Source organism: Gardnerella sp. c17Ua_118 (genome assembly GCF_055804255.1).
Map to the genome: position 1 here is coordinate 667,552 of NZ_JANUYT010000001.1, position 23,381 is coordinate 690,932.

Annotated in this window: 16 protein-coding genes and 3 tRNA genes; 7 read left to right on the plus strand and 12 right to left on the minus strand. The window is 38.9% G+C overall.

Features of this window, described 5'->3' with window-relative positions; all coding sequences use genetic code 11:
* Nucleotides 1–2: 2 nt before the first annotated feature.
* From NYP69_RS02760 to NYP69_RS02770, 3 genes are all read right to left on the minus strand, one after another.
* On the minus strand, nucleotides 3–1,592 hold the full coding sequence (locus NYP69_RS02760; RefSeq protein WP_116438550.1) for an ABC transporter ATP-binding protein: 1,590 nt from the start codon (nucleotides 1,590–1,592) through the stop codon (nucleotides 3–5).
* 199 nt (nucleotides 1,593–1,791) lie between these two features.
* Complete coding sequence (locus NYP69_RS02765; protein ID WP_016635674.1) at nucleotides 1,792–2,394, minus strand: ECF transporter S component; 603 nt, start codon at nucleotides 2,392–2,394, stop codon at nucleotides 1,792–1,794.
* Between the two features lie 257 nt (nucleotides 2,395–2,651).
* Nucleotides 2,652–2,725: transfer RNA gene (locus NYP69_RS02770), tRNA-Pro, on the minus strand.
* A gap of 135 nt (nucleotides 2,726–2,860) precedes the next feature.
* Here NYP69_RS02770 and NYP69_RS02775 point away from each other — a divergent pair.
* On the plus strand, nucleotides 2,861–3,913 hold the full coding sequence (locus NYP69_RS02775; protein ID WP_422112972.1) for an ABC transporter permease: 1,053 nt from the start codon (nucleotides 2,861–2,863) through the stop codon (nucleotides 3,911–3,913).
* 137 nt (nucleotides 3,914–4,050) lie between these two features.
* Here the strand turns inward: NYP69_RS02775 and glgX are convergent, their stop codons facing one another.
* Complete coding sequence (glgX, locus tag NYP69_RS02780) at nucleotides 4,051–6,174, minus strand: glycogen debranching protein GlgX (protein ID WP_016831856.1); 2,124 nt, start codon at nucleotides 6,172–6,174, stop codon at nucleotides 4,051–4,053.
* Between the two features lie 224 nt (nucleotides 6,175–6,398).
* Here glgX and NYP69_RS02785 point away from each other — a divergent pair, with 224 nt between their 5' ends.
* The 5 genes from NYP69_RS02785 (at nucleotide 6,399) to NYP69_RS02805 (ending at nucleotide 12,249) form a co-directional block, all read left to right on the plus strand.
* The gene (locus tag NYP69_RS02785; protein WP_016831858.1) at nucleotides 6,399–6,866 is read left to right on the plus strand and encodes a YraN family protein; all 468 of its coding nucleotides are present in this window, start codon (nucleotides 6,399–6,401) and stop codon (nucleotides 6,864–6,866) included.
* Complete coding sequence (locus NYP69_RS02790; RefSeq protein WP_473410557.1) at nucleotides 6,866–8,551, plus strand: YifB family Mg chelatase-like AAA ATPase; 1,686 nt, start codon at nucleotides 6,866–6,868, stop codon at nucleotides 8,549–8,551. Before NYP69_RS02785 ends, NYP69_RS02790 begins: the two co-directional genes overlap by 1 nt.
* Nucleotides 8,548–10,083 carry a DNA-processing protein DprA gene (locus NYP69_RS02795; protein ID WP_473410558.1) on the plus strand — a complete coding sequence of 512 codons (1,536 nt, stop codon included), beginning with the start codon at nucleotides 8,548–8,550 and terminating at the stop codon, nucleotides 10,081–10,083. The genes NYP69_RS02790 and NYP69_RS02795 overlap by 4 nt, the downstream gene beginning before the upstream one ends.
* Before the next feature lie 69 nt (nucleotides 10,084–10,152).
* Nucleotides 10,153–12,096: an FAD-binding protein gene (locus NYP69_RS02800; RefSeq protein WP_473410559.1), complete on the plus strand. Its 1,944-nt coding sequence runs from the start codon at nucleotides 10,153–10,155 to the stop codon at nucleotides 12,094–12,096.
* Nucleotides 12,097–12,162: 66 nt separating this feature from the next.
* A tRNA-Leu gene (locus NYP69_RS02805) sits at nucleotides 12,163–12,249 on the plus strand.
* A 78-nt stretch (nucleotides 12,250–12,327) separates the two neighbouring features.
* On the opposite strand, the gene NYP69_RS02810 is transcribed toward NYP69_RS02805, so the two are convergent.
* The 8 genes from NYP69_RS02810 to NYP69_RS02845 all read right to left on the minus strand — a co-directional run bounded on the left by NYP69_RS02810 (nucleotide 12,328) and on the right by NYP69_RS02845 (nucleotide 22,682).
* Nucleotides 12,328–13,185, minus strand: coding sequence for a Nif3-like dinuclear metal center hexameric protein (locus tag NYP69_RS02810; protein ID WP_473410560.1), 858 nt, complete (start codon nucleotides 13,183–13,185; stop codon nucleotides 12,328–12,330).
* Nucleotides 13,186–13,243: 58 nt separating this feature from the next.
* Nucleotides 13,244–16,270, minus strand: coding sequence for a DNA polymerase I (gene polA / locus NYP69_RS02815; RefSeq protein ID WP_473410561.1), 3,027 nt, complete (start codon nucleotides 16,268–16,270; stop codon nucleotides 13,244–13,246).
* A 96-nt stretch (nucleotides 16,271–16,366) separates the two neighbouring features.
* The gene (locus NYP69_RS02820) at nucleotides 16,367–17,155 is read right to left on the minus strand and encodes an ANTAR domain-containing response regulator (protein ID WP_016799039.1); all 789 of its coding nucleotides are present in this window, start codon (nucleotides 17,153–17,155) and stop codon (nucleotides 16,367–16,369) included.
* 214 nt (nucleotides 17,156–17,369) lie between these two features.
* Nucleotides 17,370–18,470, minus strand: coding sequence for a 1,4-dihydroxy-2-naphthoate octaprenyltransferase (gene menA / locus NYP69_RS02825; protein WP_473410562.1), 1,101 nt, complete (start codon nucleotides 18,468–18,470; stop codon nucleotides 17,370–17,372).
* 56 nt (nucleotides 18,471–18,526) lie between these two features.
* Nucleotides 18,527–19,300, minus strand: a complete 774-nt coding sequence (locus tag NYP69_RS02830; protein ID WP_116286013.1) for an energy-coupling factor transporter transmembrane component T family protein — start codon at nucleotides 19,298–19,300, stop codon at nucleotides 18,527–18,529.
* 14 nt (nucleotides 19,301–19,314) lie between these two features.
* Nucleotides 19,315–21,195 carry an ABC transporter ATP-binding protein gene (locus NYP69_RS02835; protein ID WP_473410563.1) on the minus strand — a complete coding sequence of 627 codons (1,881 nt, stop codon included), beginning with the start codon at nucleotides 21,193–21,195 and terminating at the stop codon, nucleotides 19,315–19,317.
* 125 nt (nucleotides 21,196–21,320) lie between these two features.
* The gene (locus tag NYP69_RS02840) at nucleotides 21,321–21,902 is read right to left on the minus strand and encodes a tryptophan transporter (protein ID WP_115757228.1); all 582 of its coding nucleotides are present in this window, start codon (nucleotides 21,900–21,902) and stop codon (nucleotides 21,321–21,323) included.
* Between the two features lie 150 nt (nucleotides 21,903–22,052).
* Complete coding sequence (locus NYP69_RS02845) at nucleotides 22,053–22,682, minus strand: tryptophan transporter (protein WP_115757230.1); 630 nt, start codon at nucleotides 22,680–22,682, stop codon at nucleotides 22,053–22,055.
* Between the two features lie 609 nt (nucleotides 22,683–23,291).
* Here NYP69_RS02845 and NYP69_RS02850 point away from each other — a divergent pair.
* Nucleotides 23,292–23,364: transfer RNA gene (locus tag NYP69_RS02850), tRNA-Arg, on the plus strand.
* The last annotated feature ends 17 nt before the right edge of the window (nucleotides 23,365–23,381 follow it).

A 23,381-nucleotide genomic window follows, 5' to 3' on the forward strand; every position in this document is an offset into this window, starting at 1 on the left:
TTCTACTCATTCCCTTCACTATAGTTATGAGCGGATCCTGCGATTTTTCGTGACTCAACTCTTATTACTCTGGCATCTAAAGACTTTACAAGCTCATCATCGTGAGTAACAACAATCACCGCTGAGCCACTATCGCGTATTTGCGCAATAAGTTTCACCATTGCTGTCCAAGTTTTAAAATCTTGTCCAAAAGTAGGCTCATCCATAATAACAACGCGTGGAGCAGCAGCTAAAAGCGTAGCTACAGAAAGTCTACGTTTTTCTCCTCCAGATAATGTATAAGGATTAGCAAGAGCAAAACGCTTCAAATCCATACGTTCAAGCATGCTATCGGCAATATCGTAAGATTCCTTTTCGCTTTTTCCTTGCTTTTTAGGCCCTACAGCAACTTCGTCTCTTACAGACGATGTTATGAATTGATGTTCTGGCTCCTGAAACACCATGCCAACTCGCCCTAGTAATTCTTGACTTTTCCAAGTAAAAAGATCATTTTTACGTCGTTTTGGCACATACTTTTCCATCATGCACACGCTGCCAGCAATCGGCTTTAATAAGCCTGCAAGCGTTAACGCTAATGTGGTTTTACCAGCACCATTAGGTCCCATTAAAGCCGTTACTTCGCCAAAACGAAAAGCTACATTAACATGTTCCGATAGTGTCAGAGTTCTTCCAAAAGAGCAATCATTCGTATAGAGCGCAACAGATTCTTCCGTATCTTTGATCTCGTCTTTTATTTCGTCTTTGATCTCGTCATAGCAATGTTTAGGAGCAAAAGATTTAACTGTTCTTCCTGGAACCCAAGCACCACCTTTTGCAAGCATATCGCCATACTTTTCAAAAACATCCTCAGGCTTACCGTCTGCAATAACGCATCCTACATTTGAATCATTATTATTTTCATCTTTTCCAATAACAATAACTCTATCAATCAAATCCAGCCACACGTCAATATGATGTTCAACTACAATCATTGTAGAGCCTGTTTTTTTAAGAATATTCGCTACAGCATCATGAACTTGCTGAACACCTTTAGGATCTAGATTAGCTGTAGGCTCATCTAAAAGAAGCAATCCAGGATGCATTGCAAGCACTCCTGCTAAAGCAAGACGTTGCCTTTGACCTCCCGATAAAGATTGTGTTGAGCGTCTAAGACCCTGACTTCCTTGAGTAATATTGTCTAAGCCAACAGCTTTTATTGAAAGCTTTACGCGATTCCAAGTCTCTTCGCTGTTAACTCCAAGATTCTCACTTCCAAAAGCTACATCGTCGCCTACTCTTTCAAGAATGATTTGAGAATCTGGGTCTTGCATAACAAGTCCAACTTTTCCGCGAGCATCTCTAGCATGAACACCACCGACTAGAAGGCTACCTTCTTCCATACCTTCTGTTTCGTCACCTAAAACACCTGCTAAACCAGCCATAAATGTGCTTTTCCCAGCGCCAGAAGCGCCTAAAAGCAACACATGCTCACCAGGCTTAATATCAATATTTACATTCCTCAACACAAAATCTTTGCGAGTAGCGTGTCTCCAACCCCAGTCTTTAGCAACTACGCTCGCTGGAGTCCATTCAGTCTTATTCACAAATTGCATACAAACAAACTTTCATTGCATAGCAAAATTTTCATTGCATAGCAAAATCTAAAATATAAAAATTGCATAACACAATTTCAAAAAATATAAAGTAAAACAAATACGAAATATAAGCATCATACGAGTAAACTACCGTGTTTTTGCATTTTGCGCATTAAACACGATAGTTTACAAGTTGCAATTAGTACTTAGATATAACTCACACTAATGCTTGAGGACGGCCTGATTCAAAACGATCAAGCACACCCGTTGCAGCTAATGCCTTTTGAACAAACCACACTACAACGCCTGCAACAATAAGACCAGAAATAATAGAAGTAATGAGATTTGCAACAATATATTGAGCGCTCCAGCCTTGACCGCCACTAACCCAATTGTAGATAAAGCAAGCTACGCCTGCTAACGATCCAGATATTGCAGTGGAAAGCAGATTCCATGTTTTGTACATAAAGAAAATGAATGCAAGTTCAGCGCCAACGCCTTGAATAATACCGACGATTAACGATCCGCCAACACCCCATTGATTTCCTAACATAAGTTCCACAAAAGCAGCAAGCGTTTCGGCAAACAATGCAGCACCAGGCTTACGCACGATTATTGCAGCTAAAGGTCCAGCAAAAAGCCAAAAACCATTAGATAAACCTTCAGCACCAGGCAATAAGCTTGCAAAAAGATTAGTAGGAGCTGCGCACACAATATCCCAAGCCCAGAATAATACGCCAGATGCAACAGCGATAATAGCAGCTATGACGATATCAAGAATACGCCAGCGATTAGAATGTTCCATTGAAACATTAGTCATAATAAGTGCCTTTCTTCAATATTGAAAGATTTGGGCACGGGAAAAGAGCGACATCCGTTGCTAACATTACTTAGCACACGTTCAATCGGTCGAAGCTTTCGCTTCCTCTCAGCCAAAACGGCTCCCGAGTCAAATATTTATAATCACAGTGTAAGAATCTAACACAAATAATGCACCAAAAACTCACCTATACAAGAATACACATAGAGTGCTTTTTTGTATAGTAGATGTTCAAAAAACAAGCAGATATAAAAAAGTCGGGGTGACAGGATTCGAACCTGCGACATCCTGCTCCCAAAGCAGGCGCGCTACCAAACTGCGCTACACCCCGATGCTTTCTAGCTGATTACCAGCTCCAAGCACAATCAAATACAATAGCGCACATTGCAGACAAACGCAAATTTGCAACACGCGCGATAGAATAGAACAAGCATTGAAAAATAGGAAACGGATTTTAGAGGTTCATATGGGGCGTTTTCAACGTGCAGAAGCAGCTGGATTAATCGCTTTTCTAGCGTGCGCATTATTTGGCATGATTGTAATGTCTATATACATAAACACAATGCCAGCAATATGGCAAGTTACACAACGCTTGTTTACAATGGCATCTGGAGTGGTGGCCGCTTGCAGCATGTGCACTTTTGTAGTCGGATATTTAAGAACGCACAAAGGAATACTTAAAAAGAATTGGTTGCAAATTGCAAAACACGCTTTTGAAATAATCGCTCTTTCTACGATTTATGGCGCAACAATGCTACTTATGTCTTTTGCTCTTCTTTCTATAATCAACAGCATTATTGGAAGAAGTGCCGTAAACAATTATCTTCCTGTTCTTTGTTGCGCATTAAGCGGAATTGTTGGATATGCAACTCTTGTACAAGCAGAACTTTTAGAAGCAAAAACCGTTGCTTCACTTCTTCCACTATTTGTGATTTCTGGAGCTGCAACTGCTGGATTAACTTCCGACGACCCGTATTGGTACAACAATAACTTCTCTCAACTAGGAGACAGAACAACGTTTGCAGCAAGCATGTTTAATGCAACGCTAATTCTAGCTGGAATATGCATTATTATTACAAGCTACTTTGCTATAACCGAGTTTGTTGCAACACAGCACGAAATCTTGCAAAATAAGGGCACTAACACTACAAAGCATTTTAAAACTCGAACAACTATTATGGCAGCTTTGCTAATTCTTGGAGGAATAGCGTTTATTGGGATTGGAACGTTCCGCTACACTCCTCACCCAGTTATACACGATTTATGCGCTAGAGGCGTTACTGGTCTTATTTGCACAATGCTTATATGCCTTCCATGGCTTGCTCCTAGGCTTTCTAAAACATTCTACGTTGCTTCGGATTTAGCTGTTATTCTTACTGCTTGGGTTGGAAACCAATGGGTTCATGGTAATAACACTTTAACAAATGTAGAAGCTTTGTCTTGTTTACTATTTTTAGGGTGGATAATAGTGTTTTCAAGACAAGTCGCAGCTATGCAAAGCGACCGTTTAAGGTCTTAAGTCAAATCTTAAATAATGCATTAAATCAAGATATTAAATCAAAGTATTAAATCAAGATATTAAAAATGTGACCTACAACCAGCTAAAATCAGCAAAGCCATAGGTCACAATCAATTTAATTGCTTATTTCTTGCTTATTATTCTTGCTTCTCACTCATAAGAAGAAGGAAACTTCTAGATTGAGCAACAATATTAAAACCAGATTCGTAATGCAATTGCGGACCTTTTGGATTATGAGTGTCTACAACAAGAGTCCACTTTTCGCCATAACGCTTATCTGGCAAAGTGAAAGTTATAGGCTCGTAATGCGCGTTGAAAATAAGAATAAAGTCATTATCGACCATTCTACTTCCGTACCAATCGGTTTCTGGAATATCTGAACCGTTCAAATAAATCATCACCGAAAGCGCATGAGTATTACTCCAAGCTTCCATATCCATTACGGAACCTGTGTGATCAAACCACTCTACTTGCGGAATCTCTGAAGCATCATCCGAAGGCATACGACCAATAAAGAACCTACGCCTATGCAAAACAGGGTGATCCAACCTTAAATGAATAAGCTTAGAAACAAAGTCAAACATACCTTTTTGAGTGGAATCAAAGTCCCAATTAATCCAAGAAATAGCATTATCTTGGCAATATGCGTTGTTGTTTCCATTTTGAGTACGCATAATCTCGTCTCCAGCGCAAATCATAGGAATGCCCTGGCTCATTAACAAAGTGGAGAAAAGATTTCGCATTTGACGCTGACGAAGTTCGTTAACATCGTGAATATTTGTAGGGCCTTCTACCCCGCAATTCCACGAACGATTGTCGTTAGCACCGTCGTTATTGCCTTCCTTATTTGCTTCATTATGCTTTTCGTTGTAGCTCACCAAATCGTTCATAGTAAAACCATCGTGAGCAGTAATAAAGTTTACGGAAGCTACAGGCTTACGACCATTTTGCTCATATAAATCGGAGCTTCCCATAAGTCGGCTTGCAAACTCAGGCAAAGTCGAAGGCTGCGAGCGCCAAAAATCGCGTACACAATCGCGGTAGCGGCCATTCCACTCGGACCAGCTTGGAGGGAATCCGCCAACTTGGTATCCGCCAACACCAATATCCCAAGGCTCTGCAATAAGCTTTACGCTAGAGATAATAGGGTCTTGCTCAATAATGTCGAAGAATGCAGAGAGCTTATCTACTTCTTGGAATTGACGAGCAAGCGTTGCAGCTAAGTCGAATCTAAATCCGTCTACATGCATTTCGGTTACCCAATATCGCAAGCTATCTGTGATTAATCGCAAGGCTTTAGGAGATCGCATAAGAAGCGAGTTTCCTGTGCCAGTAGTGTCAAAATAATGACGCTGATCGTTGTCTACTAAGCGATAGTAAGCACGATTGTCAATTCCCCTAAAGCTTAAGGTTGGACCTCTATCGTTTCCTTCTGCAGTGTGATTGTAAACAACGTCTAGAATAACTTCCATTCCTGCAGCATGATATGCCTTAACCATTGCCTTAAACTCGTTTACTTGCTCACCGCGCTGACCAGAGCTTGAATACGAGTTTTGAGGAGCAAAGAAGCCAATCGTGTTATATCCCCAATAGTTGCTTAAGCCTTTATTTTGCAAGAAAGAATCGTTTACAAATTGATGAATAGGCATAAGCTCAATGGCAGTAATTCCAAGCTTTTTTAAGTAAGATATTACGCTTGGATGAGCTAATCCAGCATACGTTCCGCGTATTTCTGGAGGAACATTACGATTTAGATTCGTCATTCCTCTAACATGAGCTTCGTAAATCACGCTATCGTGATACGGAATCATTGGGTGCTGGTCGTTCCCCCAATCAAAATATGGGTTTATAACAGCAGCTTTCATAGTGTGATCTGCAGAATCCAAAGTGTTCATTGCTGCTAAATCATCTGGATTTGCAAACCAATAAGAAAACAGGCTCTCGTCGCCGTCAATATTGCCCTCAATCGCTTTAGCATATGGGTCTAAAAGCAACTTGTTTGGATTACACCACAATCCATGATTTGGATCATACGGACCGTGAACTCTATAGCCGTATCTTTGGCCTGGCTGTATTCCAGATATGTAAGTATGCCAAACGTAAGAATTCTGCTCAGTCATATCGATGCGCGTTTCGTTGTCTTGCTCATCAAACAAGCACAACTCAACATGCTTTGCTACTTCGGAAAACAATGCGAAGTTTACGCCCGCGCCATCGTAGGTAGCTCCAAGCGGATACATAGAACCTGGTCTAATTTGCATAATTCAAGTATTGCATATATTTATATAGTTTTCATCAATACATAAGGCGATTCTTAAAAAAGATTAAACTTTTGCATAATGCAAGCTTTTTTAGAAAATAAAAAAATCCTTTATTAAACAGTATGATTTTTCCCTAGATTAAAGGCAACACGCCGAAGTATAGCCTTTAACCACATTGCTCTAAAAAGCTAGAAAAAAGATTTTGAGCTTGATGAAATTGCATCATGATAAACGAAGAAGACATGATATTAGATATACAACAAGAAGATATACAACAAGAAGAGCTGCTAAGCCGCGTAGCAAAAGTCGAAGAACAACTATGCGACTTTTCAATACCAAATAAAACAATAGGCAGCCTTGGCGAAGAATACACGTCACTAAAACTAATGCTTAAAAATTGGATTTTGCTAGATAGAAATTGGCATAGCCGTTTTGGAGAACTTGATGTTGTAATGATGAACACAGAAGGAATAATCGTATTTATTGAAGTAAAAACGCGTAGAAGCATACGTTTTGGCACTCCTCTAGAAGCAGTAACAGAAGAAAAACGCATAAAAACGCATAAAGCTGCATTTAATTGGCTAGAAAATCACAAAATGTTTAAGCATAGAAGAATACGATTCGACGTTGTATCAATACTTATTTCCAAAAACAAAAACATTCAAATACACCACATTTTAGGAGCATTCTAATGATTATTGGAAACGCATTATCTGTAGGACTACTTGGGTTAAAGGCCTTTACAATACAATTGCAAGCATTTATATCTAGCGGCCTGCCTGGATTCTCAATTATTGGCCTTCCCGATACTTCTTTAAGCGAAGCAAGAGAACGAGTTAAATCGGCATACATGTCTTTGCGATGCGAATGGCCAGACACAAGGCTAACAGTAAATCTTTCTCCTGCTTCTATGCCAAAAAGTGGAGCATCTTACGACCTTGCAATCGCAGCAAGCATACTAAGCGCCAGAGGAATTATTCCACTTAGCGAGCTAGAAAACACTATTATTTTAGGCGAGCTTAATTTAGACGGATCCGTTTTACCAATTCAAGGAATGCTGCCAATCGCACTATACGCTAAGCAGAAAAATATTACAAAAATGATTATTCCATACGGAAATCTTGAAGAAGCAAAGCTAGTAAATGGGATTGAAGCAATTGGTATTAAGCATATTTTGGATTTAGTAGACGAGCTAAATGGAAAATTAGAAGACGAAGCTAGGCCGATTGCCGAAAAGAACAGAGAACGCGCACTAAATGCGATTAACACGTACGACCACATTAGAGTAGAAGAAAGAGAAAAAGCTGGCGATTTGCACAATTCTAATAGTAACGGCATTAAATACTCGAGCAAAAATATGGCAGATAGCGTTGAGCCTGTAAATAACGATAAACCATTAAACGAAATTGGTGATATGTCGGAAGTATTAGGCCAAGAGCACACAAAGTGGGCTTTGCAAGTGGCGGCAGCTGGAGGACACCATGTTATGATGATAGGCCCTCCTGGGTCTGGAAAAACAATGCTAGCTTCTAGAATGCCGAGCATAATGTGCCCTCTTAACGAGCGAGAGCAGCTAGAAGTGGCATCTATTAGGTCGCTTTGCGGAACACTTCCCTACTACGGAATAACGGACGTTCCGCCTTTTGAAGCACCTCATCACACTTCTTCTGCAGCATCTCTTATAGGAGGCGGCGCAGGTTTAGCCAAGCCTGGAATCATAACTCGCGCGCATTGTGGAGTTTTATTTATGGACGAAGCTCCAGAATTTTCGCCACGAGTTTTGCAAACACTTAGAGAACCATTGGAATCTGGGCATATTGCTGTTTCTAGATCTAAAGGAACAACGCTGTATCCTGCTAAATTCCAACTCGTTATAGCAGCAAACCCGTGCCCATGCGGATATGCGTACGGAAACGGAGAGCGATGCACTTGCAAAGAGAAGGAACGCATACGCTATTTTTCTAGACTTTCTGGCCCAATTTTAGACAGGATTGATATTCAAATGGATGTTCCGCCAGTAGAAAAAATCATAACCAGAAAAGCCATGTTGGAAAACGGATCAAGTCAAATGTCGGAAAAGATTTTGACTAGCGCAATGATGCGTGAAAACGTAAAGAACGCAAGACTTGTTGCACAAGATCGTTTTAAGAAACTTGGTTGGAGTTGCAACGCTCAAGCTTCTGGAACGTGGCTTAGAAAATACACATCTCAAAAAGCGATTGAGCTTATAAATAAGTCTCTTGAAAACCACAAGTTGAGTTTACGCGGCGCAGATAGAGCACTTAGACTTGCTTGGACTTTGGCAGATCTTTGTGGTCACACTTGCCCAGATTTAACCGATATGGCTCAAGCAATTAGCTTAAGGACAAGAATATGATTAACACAAATGATGTAAATAATGCAAACAGCACAAACAGTTTGACAACGCAAACAAGTGATATTTATGCAATAAATGACGATACTTTAGCGCGAGCAATACTAACGTTTTGTGTAGATGGAGCAGACGCAATAATGTACACGCTTACTATAGGAACTGTTAATGCTGCAAGCATTGTAGATGCGCTATATTCTATTTGCGAATCAATCACTAAAAACGCAAGCAAAATAAGCAATAAACAATTAGAGCTTGACTTTACAGCAAATAGTCATCAAAAAGATTCTAGCGAAAATAAACAGCAAGAAGGCAACACCGATTCAAGCACAAACGATTTAGACAATGTGCTTACAAACATTATAAAAAATCACCCACAAATCAAAGTTTTAGAAAAATGCTTTTTGGAAGGTCTTAAAATTTGGGGCGGTAAAAGTGCAAACAATAAAAACGAAGTAAATAATTTTGCTGTATTGCATAAATCTGTTAAAAAATGGTGCCTACGAATGAAAAAACTACCTTTTTGGGATGCAAACAAACTCAAAAAATGGTTTAGCTCAAGTGGATCGCAATGGATTATATCTCCAAAAAGCAAGTATTGGCCTAAACAATTACAAGATTTAGCAACAAAATGCAAGGTCGCTCCCCCACTTTGCTTATGGGGAATTGGAGACCCAAACGCTCTTATTCAATGCAAACAACCACTTGCAATCGTTGGATCTAGAGGATGCAATGACTACGGGTACGAGCTTAGCTTTACTTTCGCAAAATCGTGCGCTAAAAAAGGGCACACAATTGTTTCTGGCGGAGCTTACGGAATTGACGCTGCAGCACATTGGGGAACACTAGATGCATTGGATTGCCATGCAATAAACGCAAGCCCTGTAGGCAAAACAATAGTCGTTTTTGCTGGAGGACTAAACAATATGGGACCAAGCAGCAATGCTCAACTTTTTAACGCAATACTTGCAAGCGGAGGCGCATGCATAAGCGAACTTTGCCCAGAAACTATTCCAGAAGCACGCAGATTCTTGTTAAGAAACCGCCTTATTGCAGCACTTGCAAGCAAAGTCATAGTTTCTCAAGCTAGATTAAGGTCGGGAGCGTTAAACACAGCAAATTGGGCATTGGAACTAAACCGAGAATTGTATGCAGTTCCTGGAGATGTAACTTTGCCAAATAATGCTGGATGCAACATGCTTATTCATGACGGAAAAGCTATGATGATATGCTCACACCGAGATATAGAAGACATCTACCCTAATTCACATCATTATTTACCACATTCACTAAGTAACAACGAAAGCATTCCAGACACTTGCAATGATTTACAAAAGCTTATATTAAAAGCGATTCACAAGTGCAAGCACAACAAAGTATGTGCAAATATAGACAATATTCATGAAGTTATTGCAAAATCAGAAACAAATGACGATTTTTCAATATCGCAAATATCAGGAGAGCTTGCGATTCTTGAGCTAGATGGATTAATCAAAAGTCAAAATGGCGTTTTTAGCATAAATCGAAAAAAGACTTAAGTCTTAAAGTCTTAAATAAAAGTCTTAAAGTCTTAAATAAAATGCGAAAAATATGAGAAAATAAGTGTTATGCAACCAAACTTTGAGCAAAGCGAATCAAACGCAAAAAGTCAAGAAAAAAGCGAGCAAATAAAAATAAATAACTCGTTTTACAACGTTTTAATTATTGGAGCTGGAGCCGCAGGACTTTCAGCCGCATTAGGCTTAGTAAAGTCTAAAGAGTACCAAACGCTAAAAACGCACGGAAAACAGCCTAAAATATTAGTGATTTGCAAACTTCAAGCGTTAAGATCTCATACAGGCTCTGCCGAAGGCGGAATTGCAGCATCATTAGGAAACGTAGAAAAAGATTGCTGGCAATGGCACTATTACGACACTGTTCACGGAGGCGACTGGCTAAGCGATCAAGACGCAGCAAAAATGCTGGCAAAAGAAGCTAGAGACACAGTTATTGAACTTGAGCACTTTGGAGTTGCTTTTTCTAGAACAAAAGACGGTCACATTAATCAAAGATTCTTTGGAGGCCATACTGCAAACTTTGGAAAACAGCCAGTTAGGCGAGCTGCGTACGCTGCAGATAGAATCGGCCACCAAATTCTATACAGCTTGTGGCAAAAATGCTTAGAAGAAAACATTGAAATTAGCGAAGAAATTTACGTTACAGACATTGCAATAAATAGCGAAACAAACAGCGTAGAAGGAGTTATAGCGCTAAACGAAAAAACAGGAAACGTAGAAAAAATAAGCGCAAACAATGTTCTTATTGCAACTGGAGGCGCTGGCAGACTATTTGCAACAACTTCTAACTCCTGGGATTTAACTGGAGACGGAATGGCTTTAGCGCTAAATGCTGGATTGCAATTAGAAGACATAGAGTTTATACAATTCCACCCAACTGGATTAGCACACACTGGAATATTACTTTCGGAAGCTGCGCGCGGAGAAGGCGGAGTGCTTAGGAATTGCAAAAACGAAGCTTTTATGAAAAACTACGATAATACGCACGCGGATTTAGCACCAAGAGACGTAGTTAGCAGGGCGATTATAGCAGAAGTTGATGCTGCTCGAGGCGTAGAAGACACAACTAGCAACGTTGATAAAAAAGATTGCGTTTGGCTAGACATGACTCATATAGAAAAAGAGCATATGTTGGAGGCTCTTCCGCAAGTTGTTGAGACGATTGAAAAATATGCGCATTTAGATCCTTCAAAAGATCTTGTACCTATTAAGCCTACTGCACACTACACAATGGGCGGACTACCAATCACTCTTAACAGCCAAGTCTATAAGTTAGATAGAGGGAAAAAACAAAGTATAACGGGATTATACGCTGCTGGAGAATGCGCTTGCTCTGGAGTGCATGGCGCTAATCGCCTTGGCGGAAACTCGCTTCTTGACGCTTGCTTATTTGGAAAAATCGCAGGAAAATCTATTGCAAAAAACTTGCAAAATCAAGAAGAGACTAAAAATCAAAATAATTTGCAAAACAAAATCCAAAAAATAGACGAATTAGCTAAAAAGCGAATCCAAAAAATACTCGCTCTTATGCAAAGCGAGAACGATGCAAAAGATGAGCAAAATCCATACATGCTTTTAGATGCTCTAGAAGAGATTATGGAAACAGCTATTGCAGTAAGATGCAGCGAAAAGAGCATTAAAGAAGCTTTGCAAAAAATAGATACGCTTATTATTCCAAAAGCCAATATGCTTATTTTGCATTCTAAAAATCTTGTTTTTAATCAAGAACTAACAGCTATTTTGGAATTGAAAAACTTGATTACATTTGCAAAAGCAGTTTTGCAAGCATCATTAGCAAGGCATGAATCTAGAGGATCTTTTACAAGATTAGATTATCCGCAACATAACAACAGCCAAAATCCGCAACATTCTATAGTGGATTTAAGCGGAAAAGTGCAAAATATTCCAGTTGCAGTAGTGGATTTTGACCCAAATCATCCAATTAACGCGCAAAATGCTAGCGAAATTAAAGAAATTATTACAAAAATCAATTAATTTGCAACACGCCGAAGCAAAGAGTTGAAAAAAATGTTATAGTTCTATCTGTTGTCTAAAACACCCGTCCGGGTGGCGGAATGGTAGACGCGCTAGCTTGAGGTGCTAGTGCCTATTTGTACAGGCGTGCGGGTTCAAGTCCCGCTCCGGACACAAAATAAAGTCTTGTTGAGAAATCAGCAAGACTTTTTTGTTTCGTATTCGCAAACACTAATCACGTATCTAATCACGCTAGTTAATCACGTAATTCCAAGGGTCAAAAGCTCTACCAATCCAAGAAACGTCTAATGATTCACCAAAATTCTTATATATAGAATCGTGAATATCTTTAACAGCATACTTAAACCACAAAGACTCAATAGCGCTATGAGGAGTGTTTATAAGCATAGGCTTAATAATATTAGAGTGCGTTAGTTGCGATTCATAAATAGCTTGCTCATACGCGTCCGTTGCAGGATGATGCCTTAAATCACTTGTTACATACACATCTGCTCCGCAAGCGCGAACTTCATCGAATAAGGAATCGCCCGAACCTGGAAGAACAGCTATTTTACTAACCATTGCATCAACATCTCCGCACACTTGAACGCCTAGCTTAGTAGCAGGTAAAGCGTTAAAAACGCGCGTAGCAAACTCTTTAAGCGTAATTTTTTGCTCAAGCAATCCAACTCTGCCAAGACCAAGAGAAGTATCATTATTGCTTACTGGAACAAGAGGATGCAAATCCTTAAGACCAAAAGCATTAGCTGCAGCATGCGCCACTCCCCTAAAAGCCGCGTCCGCATTAGTGTGACCAACCCATAATCCACAACGATTTTCAATAAGAGTTTGAACTATTTTTCCGCGAACAGAAAAACCAGAAACTTCGTGAACCGACTTAAAAAACAAAGGATGGTGCGAAACAATCAAATCCGCTCCCATTTTGCACGATTCTTCAACAGCTTCTAAAGTTGGATCCGATAAGCAAATAATTTTATTAACTTTATGCGAAGGATTCCCAACGATTAATCCTGGGTTATCCCAAGACTCAGCAAGACTTAAAGGATATAAGTCTTCTAAAACATTAACAATCTCACCTAAAGTTGCCATTATTCCTATCCTTTACAACAAGCCTACAGTGGTCTTTACAATAATTCTCGCAAACACATCAATGCGCAGCAAGCTGCCAATCAGCACCAACTCCAGTAGAAACACTAAGCGGAACAGAAAGCTCAACAGTATGTTCCATAGCATTTTTAACAATGTTTTCTACAACATCCGACTCACCATGAGCAATCTCAAGAACAAGTTCATCGTGGATTTGCAAAATCACGCGACTCTTAACATTAGCTTTTCGCAAATCATCATCTACTCTAATCATTGCAAGCTTCATAATGTCTGCAGCGCTTCCTTGAATAGGAGCGTTTAGAGCAGCTCGTTCTGCAGCTTCTCTAGATGCTCTGTTCGTAGAATTTAACTTTGGGAAATATCTTCTTCTACCAAACATTGTTTGAGTGTATCCAAGCTTTCTAGCTTTATCTACTAAAGACTCCAAATAGTCGTGTACTGCACCAAAAGTATTGAAATACTTTTCTTTAAGCATCTCGGCAGCCGCAGGACTAATGCCTAGTTGCTTTGCAAGACCGTATGTGCTAAGTCCGTACGCTAACCCGTAGCTCATTGCTTTAACATGACTACGCTGATCTGCGCTAACTTGCTCTACTGGAATCCTATAAACTAAGCTCGCTACAAACTTATGAAAATCAACTCCAGACTGGAAAGCATCAATAAGCGTTTTATCTGCAGAAGCATGAGCCATAATTCTAAGTTCCACTTGCGAATAATCACAACTCATAAGCTGCTCATAGCCACTTCCTGGAACAAACGCCGCTCTAATCTCTCTTCCTGCAGCATTTCTATTAGGAATGTTTTGCAAGTTTGGATCCGAAGAACTTAGTCGGCCAGTAGCAGCAATCGTTTGCTCAAAAGTCGTGTGAATCCTACCATCTTTATATCTTGCAGCATCAATAAGGCTTTGAACGATTTGCTTTAACTTATTAGTTTCACGATACTTAAGCAAAGCGCCTAAAAATTGACTTGGCTTTTCATCTGGATCAATTTTTGAATACAACTCTTGTAAAGCCTCGGCATTAGTAGTATACGAGCCACTTTTTGTTCTACGAGTAGGCTTTAGACCCATGTCTTCAAAAAGTAATTTCTGAATTTGCTTAGGACTTTGCAAATTTATTGGCTTAGCCGCAACGTCTAGCGCCATTTTTTGAGCAAAGTTAGCTTCGCTTGCAAAATTATCTCTCATAGACGTAAGTCGTAGCATATCTACAGCAGCGCCCGTATCTTCCATCTTCCTTAAAACTCTAGAAACAGGCATTTCAACGTCTACCATTAAGCCAGTTTGCTTGCGCTCATCTAACTCTTTCGCATATTGTTTAGAAAGCAAACGTATAACCAGAGCTGTTTCTAGCATGCTTTTTTCTAATTCTTTGTTATCTTGACTTTGCGAATCTTGCTCTTTAGAATCTTGCTCTTTAGAATCTTGGCTGCTATCAATATCAAAATCAAGTTTGCCTTGCGTCGGTTCATCGTTTAACTGCGAAGAGCCTATATGAATATTCAAAACATGCTCAGCCATATCGCAAAGATTTTCGTTCTTAAAATCTGGATCAACTAAGTAAGATGCTAAGCGAGTATCGACTAGCGGGCTAAAAGAGTAATTATCTTCTACAATTTTTAAAGACTTTAAAAGAGCAATATGCTTTTTATAATCATGCAAAACTACTGAAGACTCATGCTTTTTTATAAAATCTCTTAGTTTATAAGCTATTGCGCTATTGGATTTAAGAACATTTGCATACACAATTGCAGCGTCGTTACCAGCTAGGATTATTAATGCTTTTGCAAAAATACCAAACTGATTAGTGTTGTTTTTTTCTTCTACAGCAAACACTACTAATTCTTTATGCTCTTTTATTGTTTTTGCGCATTCTAAGTCGTTTCTTATAAGATTTGCGCTATTTATATACGAGTCGGAAAAGTCGCAAGAATCCGCAACACAAGATTTTGCAATACTAATCCAATTATCTGCATCAGACTCGGAATTAATATTATGCACGTCTATTTTATCTAACAGAGTTTTAACGTCTTCTATATCATCTGAATCATTTGATTCCGTAGAACCACCATTTTCTGCATGCGCGCTTCCAGCAGAAATCATTGTTTTAATATTCTCATCTAAAAGCTCTTTGGTTCCGCGAGTAAATTCTTTTAGAATCTTTCTTCTAGTACGCGTACCAAACTCAAGACTTTCAAACAGCTCTCCAACAGACGCAGCGTTTACATTGCCAAAATCAAGATCGTTAACGCTAACTCCAAGGTCTAAATCTTTAACAAGAGTATTAACTTTTTTGTTTAATCGAATCTGATCAATGCTTTCTCGTAAAGACTCGCCTTTTTTACCTGTGATTTTACTTGCGTTTTCAATAATGCCTTCTAGGCTGCCAAATTGATTAATCCACTTAGCAGCATAACCATCTCCAACTCCTGGAACTCCTGGAATATTATCAGACGTTTCTCCACGCAATGCTGCTAAATCTGAATACTGACTAGGCGTAACATTGTATTTTTCAACAATCGCATTAGGATCCATTTGCTTTAGATCCTTAAAATGCCTGCCTGGGTACAGCACGTTAATAGTGTTATTAATTAGCTGAAAAGCATCGCGATCTCCAGAGAGCACAAGCGTTTTATACCCAGCATTAGCGCCCATAGTTGCCAAAGTAGCAATAATATCGTCGCCTTCGTAGCCCTGCTTTGTAATGTACTTAACACCTAACGCACTAAGCATTTTTTGAATAACGGGCAGCTGAGCTATAAGTTCTTCTGGAGCAGCTTCACGAGTACCCTTATATTGCGGCAAAAGCTTGTTTCTAAAAGTTCCACCTTTAACGTCGAAAGCAACCGCAAGCTTATCTGGTTTCTCTTTTTCTATGACTTGCGAAAGCATAGTAGCAAAACCCCATATTGCATTAGTTGCAAAACCAGATTTTGTGGAAAAATTATCTGCCGATATTGCGTAAAAAGCACGAAACGCAAGTGAGTGGCCATCTACCACCAACAACGTTCCCTTATAATCCTCATTATTCAAAGAATCCTCGTTTGCAACGATGCTGGTATTCACTTAACACCCACCTGCGTTTTTGTAAAATAAACTTTTGAAATTATTTATGCATAGCTCGCGCAAGAAACCGCGATTACCAAAATTATTTTGACTTTACTACGCTTCGTCAGATGGCTTTTCTTCGCCATACTTAGCGATAATAGCCAACGCAAGACGCTTCTTTGGAATACGCTGATCCATAGAAGTTTTTTGAATCCAACGGAAAGCACCCTGCTCCGAGAAGCCAGCTTTATCCATAAGCAAGCCTTTTGCTCTATCTACAAGCTTGCGCTCTTCGAGAGTATCTTCTGCTTTCTTAAGCTTTTCTTCTGCTTTACGAAGCTGATCTTGAGCATCTTGAAGCTTGTTTTCTGTGCGCTCAACACTATCAAGCAAATCGTTAATCTCGCTAAATCTGCCCATTGCAACTTCTAGAGCTGGCAAAAGCTTTGACTCTTCGTAAGGCTTTGTAACATACGCCATTGCTCCAGCGCCAGTAGCGCGCTTAACAAGATCTGTTTGCGAAAAAGCTGTTAGCATAACAACAGGCGCAATATTTTCATCGCAAATAGTAGCAGCTGCTTGAATTCCATCCACGCCAGGCATTTTAACATCCATGCAAACAACGTCTGGACGATTTTCACGAGTAAGATCAATAGCCTCTTGCCCATTAGCAGCTTGACCAACAACCTTATATCCGTTATCTTCCAGCATTGCTACAAGATCCATACGGTTTACTGCTTCATCTTCTGCAACAACAACAGTTTTAACGCCGTTTTCTTTTTGCTCACTATTTTTATTATTGCTTTCTACGCCATTCGACGATTCATATGCATTACGCAATTCATCATCCGTAAGCACAACAGACGCCTTCCCCATCTCTTCATCGCTGTTTTCAGCCGACATTCTAACCTCATTTCCTTACCAAAACACAAGGCAACAGCGCTATGCATTAACTAACACATACATTCGCACACTTAATACTCATACTCGCCATCTTTGCGTTTATTTTTTAGGCTAGCATCATGCAAGTTTTATGCACAAACACTAAAAGCACACTGTGCGCGTTGCCAATGATTTTACTCGCATGCGTGTATAAAAATACGCTCTAAACCGCTTTTTAATGCGGTAAAGCACATGCAAATAACGACAATACAAAAGTCAAAGCACCGAGCATTGCTAACTGTACGCACAACGGAAAAGCACTAGCATAATTCCCATTAATAACTGCGTATATTAGCGAGCACGCTTTTTTAATAAACATGCAAATAACCAATAGTAACAGAATGCAAGAAACAATAAACACACCTTTATTAAATAAGATATTGCTTAATGCGAAAACAGTTTTATTTGGATTATTAATACTTAAAAATACACCTATAAATCGAGAATCGAACACATATAAGAGCACGTATGCAAATTGTAAAATAGCCACTAAAACAGCAACACAAGTAAATACAACACTGCCCTTGTATTTGCCAAGCAAAGCCATTGCAGTAATCTTTTTATGTTGCGTATCGCTTTCTATATCTCTTAAATTATTAATCATCATAAGGCAAGCAGAAAATCCGCCTGGAATAAAAGATAATAATACGCAAAAAACAATTTGCTCAATGCTTGCTGCAGTTATTGAGTCTTTAGAAAAACCACTTGCATAAAAAAGAGCACACAATGTTCCTAAAAACGCTACTGGCCCAAAGAACAAAAACGCACTAAATTCTCCCCAACCCCTATATCCGTAAGGATGCAATCCTCCTGCATAAAACCAAGCTGCTATAACGCAAATTAATCCAAGAGGAATAAACATCCAAATTCCGCTTCTAATAGTAATAACTAATCCAAAAACACACGATATTAGAGCAGATATGCAAGCAGCATACAACACTGATTTTGGCTTAATACCAGCGTCTGCAAGCCTCCAAGACACATCGCACAACGCTTTGTTTTCTGCGCTTACATCTCGCTTAGACCTTTGATTATCTAATCCGCGCAAACCGTCACAATAATCGTTTGCATAGTTTACTGAAATTTGCATAAAAACAGCAACACACAAACACAAAAACGCTTGCAAAGCAAAATTTTCAACATTGTAAGTCTTTACAAGTATTTGACCGCTAAATAAATACCTTGCAAAAATCGAAATTGCCATAACAACTGGCACGATTCCAATTGGAAGAGTATAAAGTCTTGCACCTTTAAGCCAAAACTTAATATTAGTCATTAAAATCGCCTAAATTCTAGAATTTTTTAATTGATTCTAGATTAGTTTAGACTATTTTAGATTATTTGTGGAGCAAATATAGACACAAGTATTGGCAAAGCAATCATTAATGCAGACACAATAATAAGAACAAATCCACGCCAACCAAAAGGATACTTTCTAAAAGAAGACTTACGCGTTCGCAAATAGAATCCTCGCTCTTCTGCTGCCAGCGCACAGCTATCTGCTTTACGAACAGACAAAACTAAAAGAGGCACAATCAAAGGCATCATAAGCTTAATCTTTTTAAAAGGATTCTTAGTATCGAACTCCACTCCTCTTGCCATTTGAGCTTCTGTAATTTGAGACATCTCGTACGCAAAAATAGGAACAAATCGCACAGCTGTAGTGATTGTAAAAGCATAGCAATATGGAATGTGTAAGTATTGAACAACAGCATTAGCTAAATCGTTTAGCTTTGTAATGCTAAGCACGCTTACAAGAGGCAATGCAAAGCAAAAAAGTCTTAAAGATGCTCGCAATGCAACAGAAATTCCCTTTGTGCTAAACCATAAGAACATGTAGTTTCCACCTTGAGCAATAACTGTTTGCAAAAAGAACATTACAACGCCAAGAATAAGCATTGCGCGCACAAGAGGAAACAGCGCTTTAAGAATCCCAGCCATAGCCATGCCAGCAAGAATAAGAACTGCAATAAATACAAGAATGCTAAATTGTTGAGCTATAAAAGCCGATACAACAACGCTTATAGCTAATATGAGTTTTGCAATAGGATTTGCTTTGTGAAGAAAAGTTGAGCCTTCATTATACGTTAAGATTTTAGTTTGCATAATTACACCTTGCTTTACAAATTGCAACTCTTTTTAAGAGCATTAACCAACATATCCCTTTTATACAAGCCCTTACAAGCGTCAAAACCATTTTCGACTAAGCCTTGAGATACAGCACACAAAAGTGGAGCGCATAATGCAGCTTCTTTGCAAATCGCATTGTTTTCAAAAACGCAACTTATGCTTCCGTCTTCTAGAATTTTTCCATCGTTTACTACGATTAAGCGCGTTGCAAAGTCAAGAACCACTTCCATATCGTGGCAAACCATTATCACACAGCAACCGTGGTCTCTAAGGTCTTCTACAACTTGCATAATACGCAAGCATTCCATGTAGTCTAAGCCACACGTTGGCTCGTCTAAAACAAGAATCTTAGGTTTAGTTACAACAGTTGCAGCCAAAGCAACCATTTGACGCTGGCCTCTAGAAAGCATAAATGGGCTTGCTTTAGGGTCTAGATTTAGCTTTTCAATAACTTGCATAGCATGATCATTAGCATCTTTAACCGACTCACCTAAAAGAATGCAACTAAACGCTACTTCTTCTAAAACAGTATCTTTGCAAAGCTGACGATCTGGATTTTGGAAAAGCGTAGAAACATAATGCGCAATCTGACTAATCTTCATATTGCTAGTGTCTTTGCCATCAATAAAAATATTGCCGCCGCTCGCCTTAAGCAAACCATTGATTAGCTTAGTAACGGTTGTTTTTCCAGCGCCATTTCTTCCAACAAGAGTTACCAGTTCTCCAGCATAAGCTTCAAAAGACACATTTTTTAGCGCACTAACGCCACTTGGGTACGAAAAACTAACGTTTTTAAGCGAAAGACATGGAGAAGTGTTTTTTGATTGATTTTGCGCGGAAGATTGTGCAGAAGATTGTTCGGATACTTGCGATTCGTTGGAAAAATCGCCAGCAACCGCCGATGTGTTTGAATCGCATTCGCTATTATCAAATTCACCATGAGAATCACCATGAGAATTACTATTAGAAGTCAAAGATTTTCTACTATTAATCGTATTAACAATAGTATTTACTGTATCTTCTACAGACACAGGCAAATCGCTTTTAGAGCAAACATTCTCACGCTGCAAATCATTAACCAAATGCGTAGTGCGCGGATAATTTATTCCAATAGAATAAAGCAAATCCATGTTTTTTAGCGCTTTGCTAACAGGCAAATCAAGCGACAAAGTGCCATTAGAAAGCACAACTAAACGCTTGCAATACTCGCTTAAAAGTGCCACTTTTTGCTCAATTACAACAACCGTTATTCCAAAATTCTTGTTCAAATCTTTAAGAATCGAAAAAATCATTTTAGAAGAAACAGGGTCTAAAGCGCACGTAGGCTCATCTAACACCATAACTTTAGGCTTTAGCGCAAGAATAGCAGCAATCGCAACTTTCTGCTTTTGACCTCCAGAAAGAGTGTCTAAATCGCGGTTACGCAAGTCACTAATTCCAACAATTTGCAAAGCTTCATCTATTCGACCTGGTATTTCGCTATGCGCAACACCAAAATTTTCTAAGCCAAAAAGAATCTCATCTTCCACATTTGCAGCAACCATTTGCGCATCAATATCTTGAATAACAGATCCAATTAAGCAAGCAATGTTAGTTAAAGCAAGATTTTTAGTGTCTTGACCAGCAATCTTAACACTTCCTAAGAGTTCGCCAGAATAATGATGCGGAATCGCGCCAGAAAAAAGCGAAGCAAGCGTTGTTTTTCCAGACCCAGAAGGGCCAATAATACCAACGAATTCGCCAGACTCTATGCTAAGACTCACATCTTTTAGCGCAAAAGTGGAATCTTGTGCCTTTGAAGAGTCTAAAGAATCATCTTTATTCCGATTCACATACTTAAAAGACACATCTTTTAACTCAAGCAAAGGCACAATAATTCCTAACTCTTAAAACCAATAAATCGATTACTAATTATTGATTATTATCTAACGATTATATAATTTACCAAACATTCCTAACACATATTGCGTAGTACATATTGCAAACACAAACTGCGCTACTTGTGCAAAACGAGTCGAATTGGAGTGTAAAGAACTTCAACAACAACAGCATTAAACACAGCAGTTCCAAAAATGATTGGAAGCATAACAAGAATCGTCTTAGGAGAATGAAGAACAAAGAAAGATGCAGTAGAGGCAAATATTAAACCAGAAACAACTGTAGTTATAAAAGTTGCTATAAGTGGGAAAATACTGAACTTTCTAGCAGCATCCTTAGGGAAAACGTGAACATAAGCCATAATCATCAAAGTCATAACAATTGCTGCTGGAATATCGCAAACATAATTAAGACCAGGAATAGATGCGTTAAATTGCATTAAAGTAGCAGCCAAAGCACCAATAATCGCACCTTGAATAACATTTGGACGAACCAGCAAAATCGCAAGACAGAACGATGCGATTAAGAAGTTTGGTTTAATGTTTCCAATTGAAAGTGCTTTTGAAACTGTAAAGTCAAGAATACATCCTGCTGCAAAAAGAACAGCAACCAGCACTAAAGACGTAACATCTAAAGCGTGCTTTTTAACACTTACAGCATTGATCATGCTACCTGCATGTTCGTTAATTCCCTGATTCATAATCTTCTCCTTTATGTTGCGATAACCAAGTTTTAATTATCGACTTTTTATATTTATTTACGTTTACTTACATTCATTTACGTTTGTTTATATTTGCTTACGTTGATTCAAGTTAATTTATTTCTCTTTTCAATGGCGATTTATTTGTGCTTACTTGTGCAAAACGAGTCGAATTGGAGTGTAAAGAACTTCCACAACAACAGCATTAAACACAGCAGTTCCCAAAATAATTGGAAGCATAACAAGAATCGTGTTTGGAGAGTGAAGAATAAATAAGGATGCGATTGTTGCAAAAATCATTCCAGAAATAACAGTTGCAACAAACGTAGATATAAACGGGAACACGCTGAACTTTCTAGCAGCATCCTTAGGGAAAGCTTTTAGATATCCCATAAGCGCTAACGTCATAATAATTGCTGCTGGAATATCGCAAGCGTATTCAAGACCAGGAATCGAAGTGTTAAATTGAATCAAAGTAGCAGCTAATGCGCCAATAATCGCACCTTGAATAACATTTGGTCGAACAAGCAAAATAGACAAGCAGAACGATGCAATAACAAACTCTGGCTGAATGTTTCCAATCGAAAGCGACTTTGCAACTGTAAAGTCAAGAATGCATCCTGCTGCAAAAAGAACAGCAACCAAGACTAAAGACGTAATATCTAAAGCGTGCTTTTTAACATTTACGCCTTTTAGCAAAGTAGCTGCTTGATTAATTTCGGACTGTGCAGATGCTTGCTCTGTGTTGGTAGCTTCTACGTTAGTTGACTCTTGATTCATGATTTTCTCCTTTACGTAAATTTTTACGTTGTTTGTTTTCAACAATTTTGGTTTAAATTGTTGTTAGTTTGTAAATTGTTATTGGTTTTAGATTGTTTAGATTGTTTAGATTATTTTCGATTTGGATTAAATCCAAATGGATTCTTGCGTTTTAGGATATAAAAAAGACCCCTAGGTTTACCCTAGAGGTCTTTTATAAGCCTAAACAAGCAGCTTCTAAAACTTTAGAGTAAACTACGCCAAAGAGAAGTCTGCCACCACCACATACGAGCAGCATCAAAAGTATCGCGAGCTTGAGCATTCATGTTACGCATGATAGCCGCCTCCTTAAATACTTTAGCTGCAAAGCTAAATGCCTATGTGGTCAATCACAAACCTAACACCGTAAAATTTACGATATGCGTTTGTGTTGTGTTCGATGCTAACACTATAAAAGTACAAATGCAAACAAAAAGATAAAATTAGCAAAAAATCACACAAAACACGTAAAAATATCAACACTTAAATCGGCGCAATTCCAGGCAAAACGCCGTAAGCACATAAAACGCATGTCTAAGCTTATATAAAACAATCTCAATCCCTAGCAACGTGTATACTTTCACAAGTTGCGGGCTTGTAGCTCAGTGGATAGAGCGTCTGCCTCCGGAGCAGAAGGTCGTGGGTTCGAATCCCATTAAGCCCACGTTTTGCGTTAATTAA

What these genes read in the sequence shown, in the direction of transcription:
- NYP69_RS02760 (WP_116438550.1), bottom strand. Translation starts at nt 1,592, where the DNA reads ATGCAATTTGTGAATAAGACTGAATGGACTCCAGCGAGCGTAGTTGCT.
- NYP69_RS02840 (WP_115757228.1), bottom strand. Translation starts at nt 21,902, where the DNA reads ATGAATCAGGGAATTAACGAACATGCAGGTAGCATGATCAATGCTGTA.
- NYP69_RS02775 (WP_422112972.1), top strand. Translation starts at nt 2,861, where the DNA reads ATGGGGCGTTTTCAACGTGCAGAAGCAGCTGGATTAATCGCTTTTCTA.
- NYP69_RS02800 (WP_473410559.1), top strand. Translation starts at nt 10,153, where the DNA reads ATGCAACCAAACTTTGAGCAAAGCGAATCAAACGCAAAAAGTCAAGAA.
- NYP69_RS02810 (WP_473410560.1), bottom strand. Translation starts at nt 13,185, where the DNA reads ATGGCAACTTTAGGTGAGATTGTTAATGTTTTAGAAGACTTATATCCT.
- NYP69_RS02845 (WP_115757230.1), bottom strand. Translation starts at nt 22,682, where the DNA reads ATGAATCAAGAGTCAACTAACGTAGAAGCTACCAACACAGAGCAAGCA.
- NYP69_RS02765 (WP_016635674.1), bottom strand. Translation starts at nt 2,394, where the DNA reads ATGACTAATGTTTCAATGGAACATTCTAATCGCTGGCGTATTCTTGAT.
- menA (WP_473410562.1), bottom strand. Translation starts at nt 18,470, where the DNA reads ATGACTAATATTAAGTTTTGGCTTAAAGGTGCAAGACTTTATACTCTT.
- glgX (WP_016831856.1), bottom strand. Translation starts at nt 6,174, where the DNA reads ATGCAAATTAGACCAGGTTCTATGTATCCGCTTGGAGCTACCTACGAT.
- NYP69_RS02790 (WP_473410557.1), top strand. Translation starts at nt 6,866, where the DNA reads ATGATTATTGGAAACGCATTATCTGTAGGACTACTTGGGTTAAAGGCC.
- NYP69_RS02795 (WP_473410558.1), top strand. Translation starts at nt 8,548, where the DNA reads ATGATTAACACAAATGATGTAAATAATGCAAACAGCACAAACAGTTTG.
- NYP69_RS02785 (WP_016831858.1), top strand. Translation starts at nt 6,399, where the DNA reads ATGATAAACGAAGAAGACATGATATTAGATATACAACAAGAAGATATA.
- NYP69_RS02830 (WP_116286013.1), bottom strand. Translation starts at nt 19,300, where the DNA reads ATGCAAACTAAAATCTTAACGTATAATGAAGGCTCAACTTTTCTTCAC.
- NYP69_RS02820 (WP_016799039.1), bottom strand. Translation starts at nt 17,155, where the DNA reads ATGTCGGCTGAAAACAGCGATGAAGAGATGGGGAAGGCGTCTGTTGTG.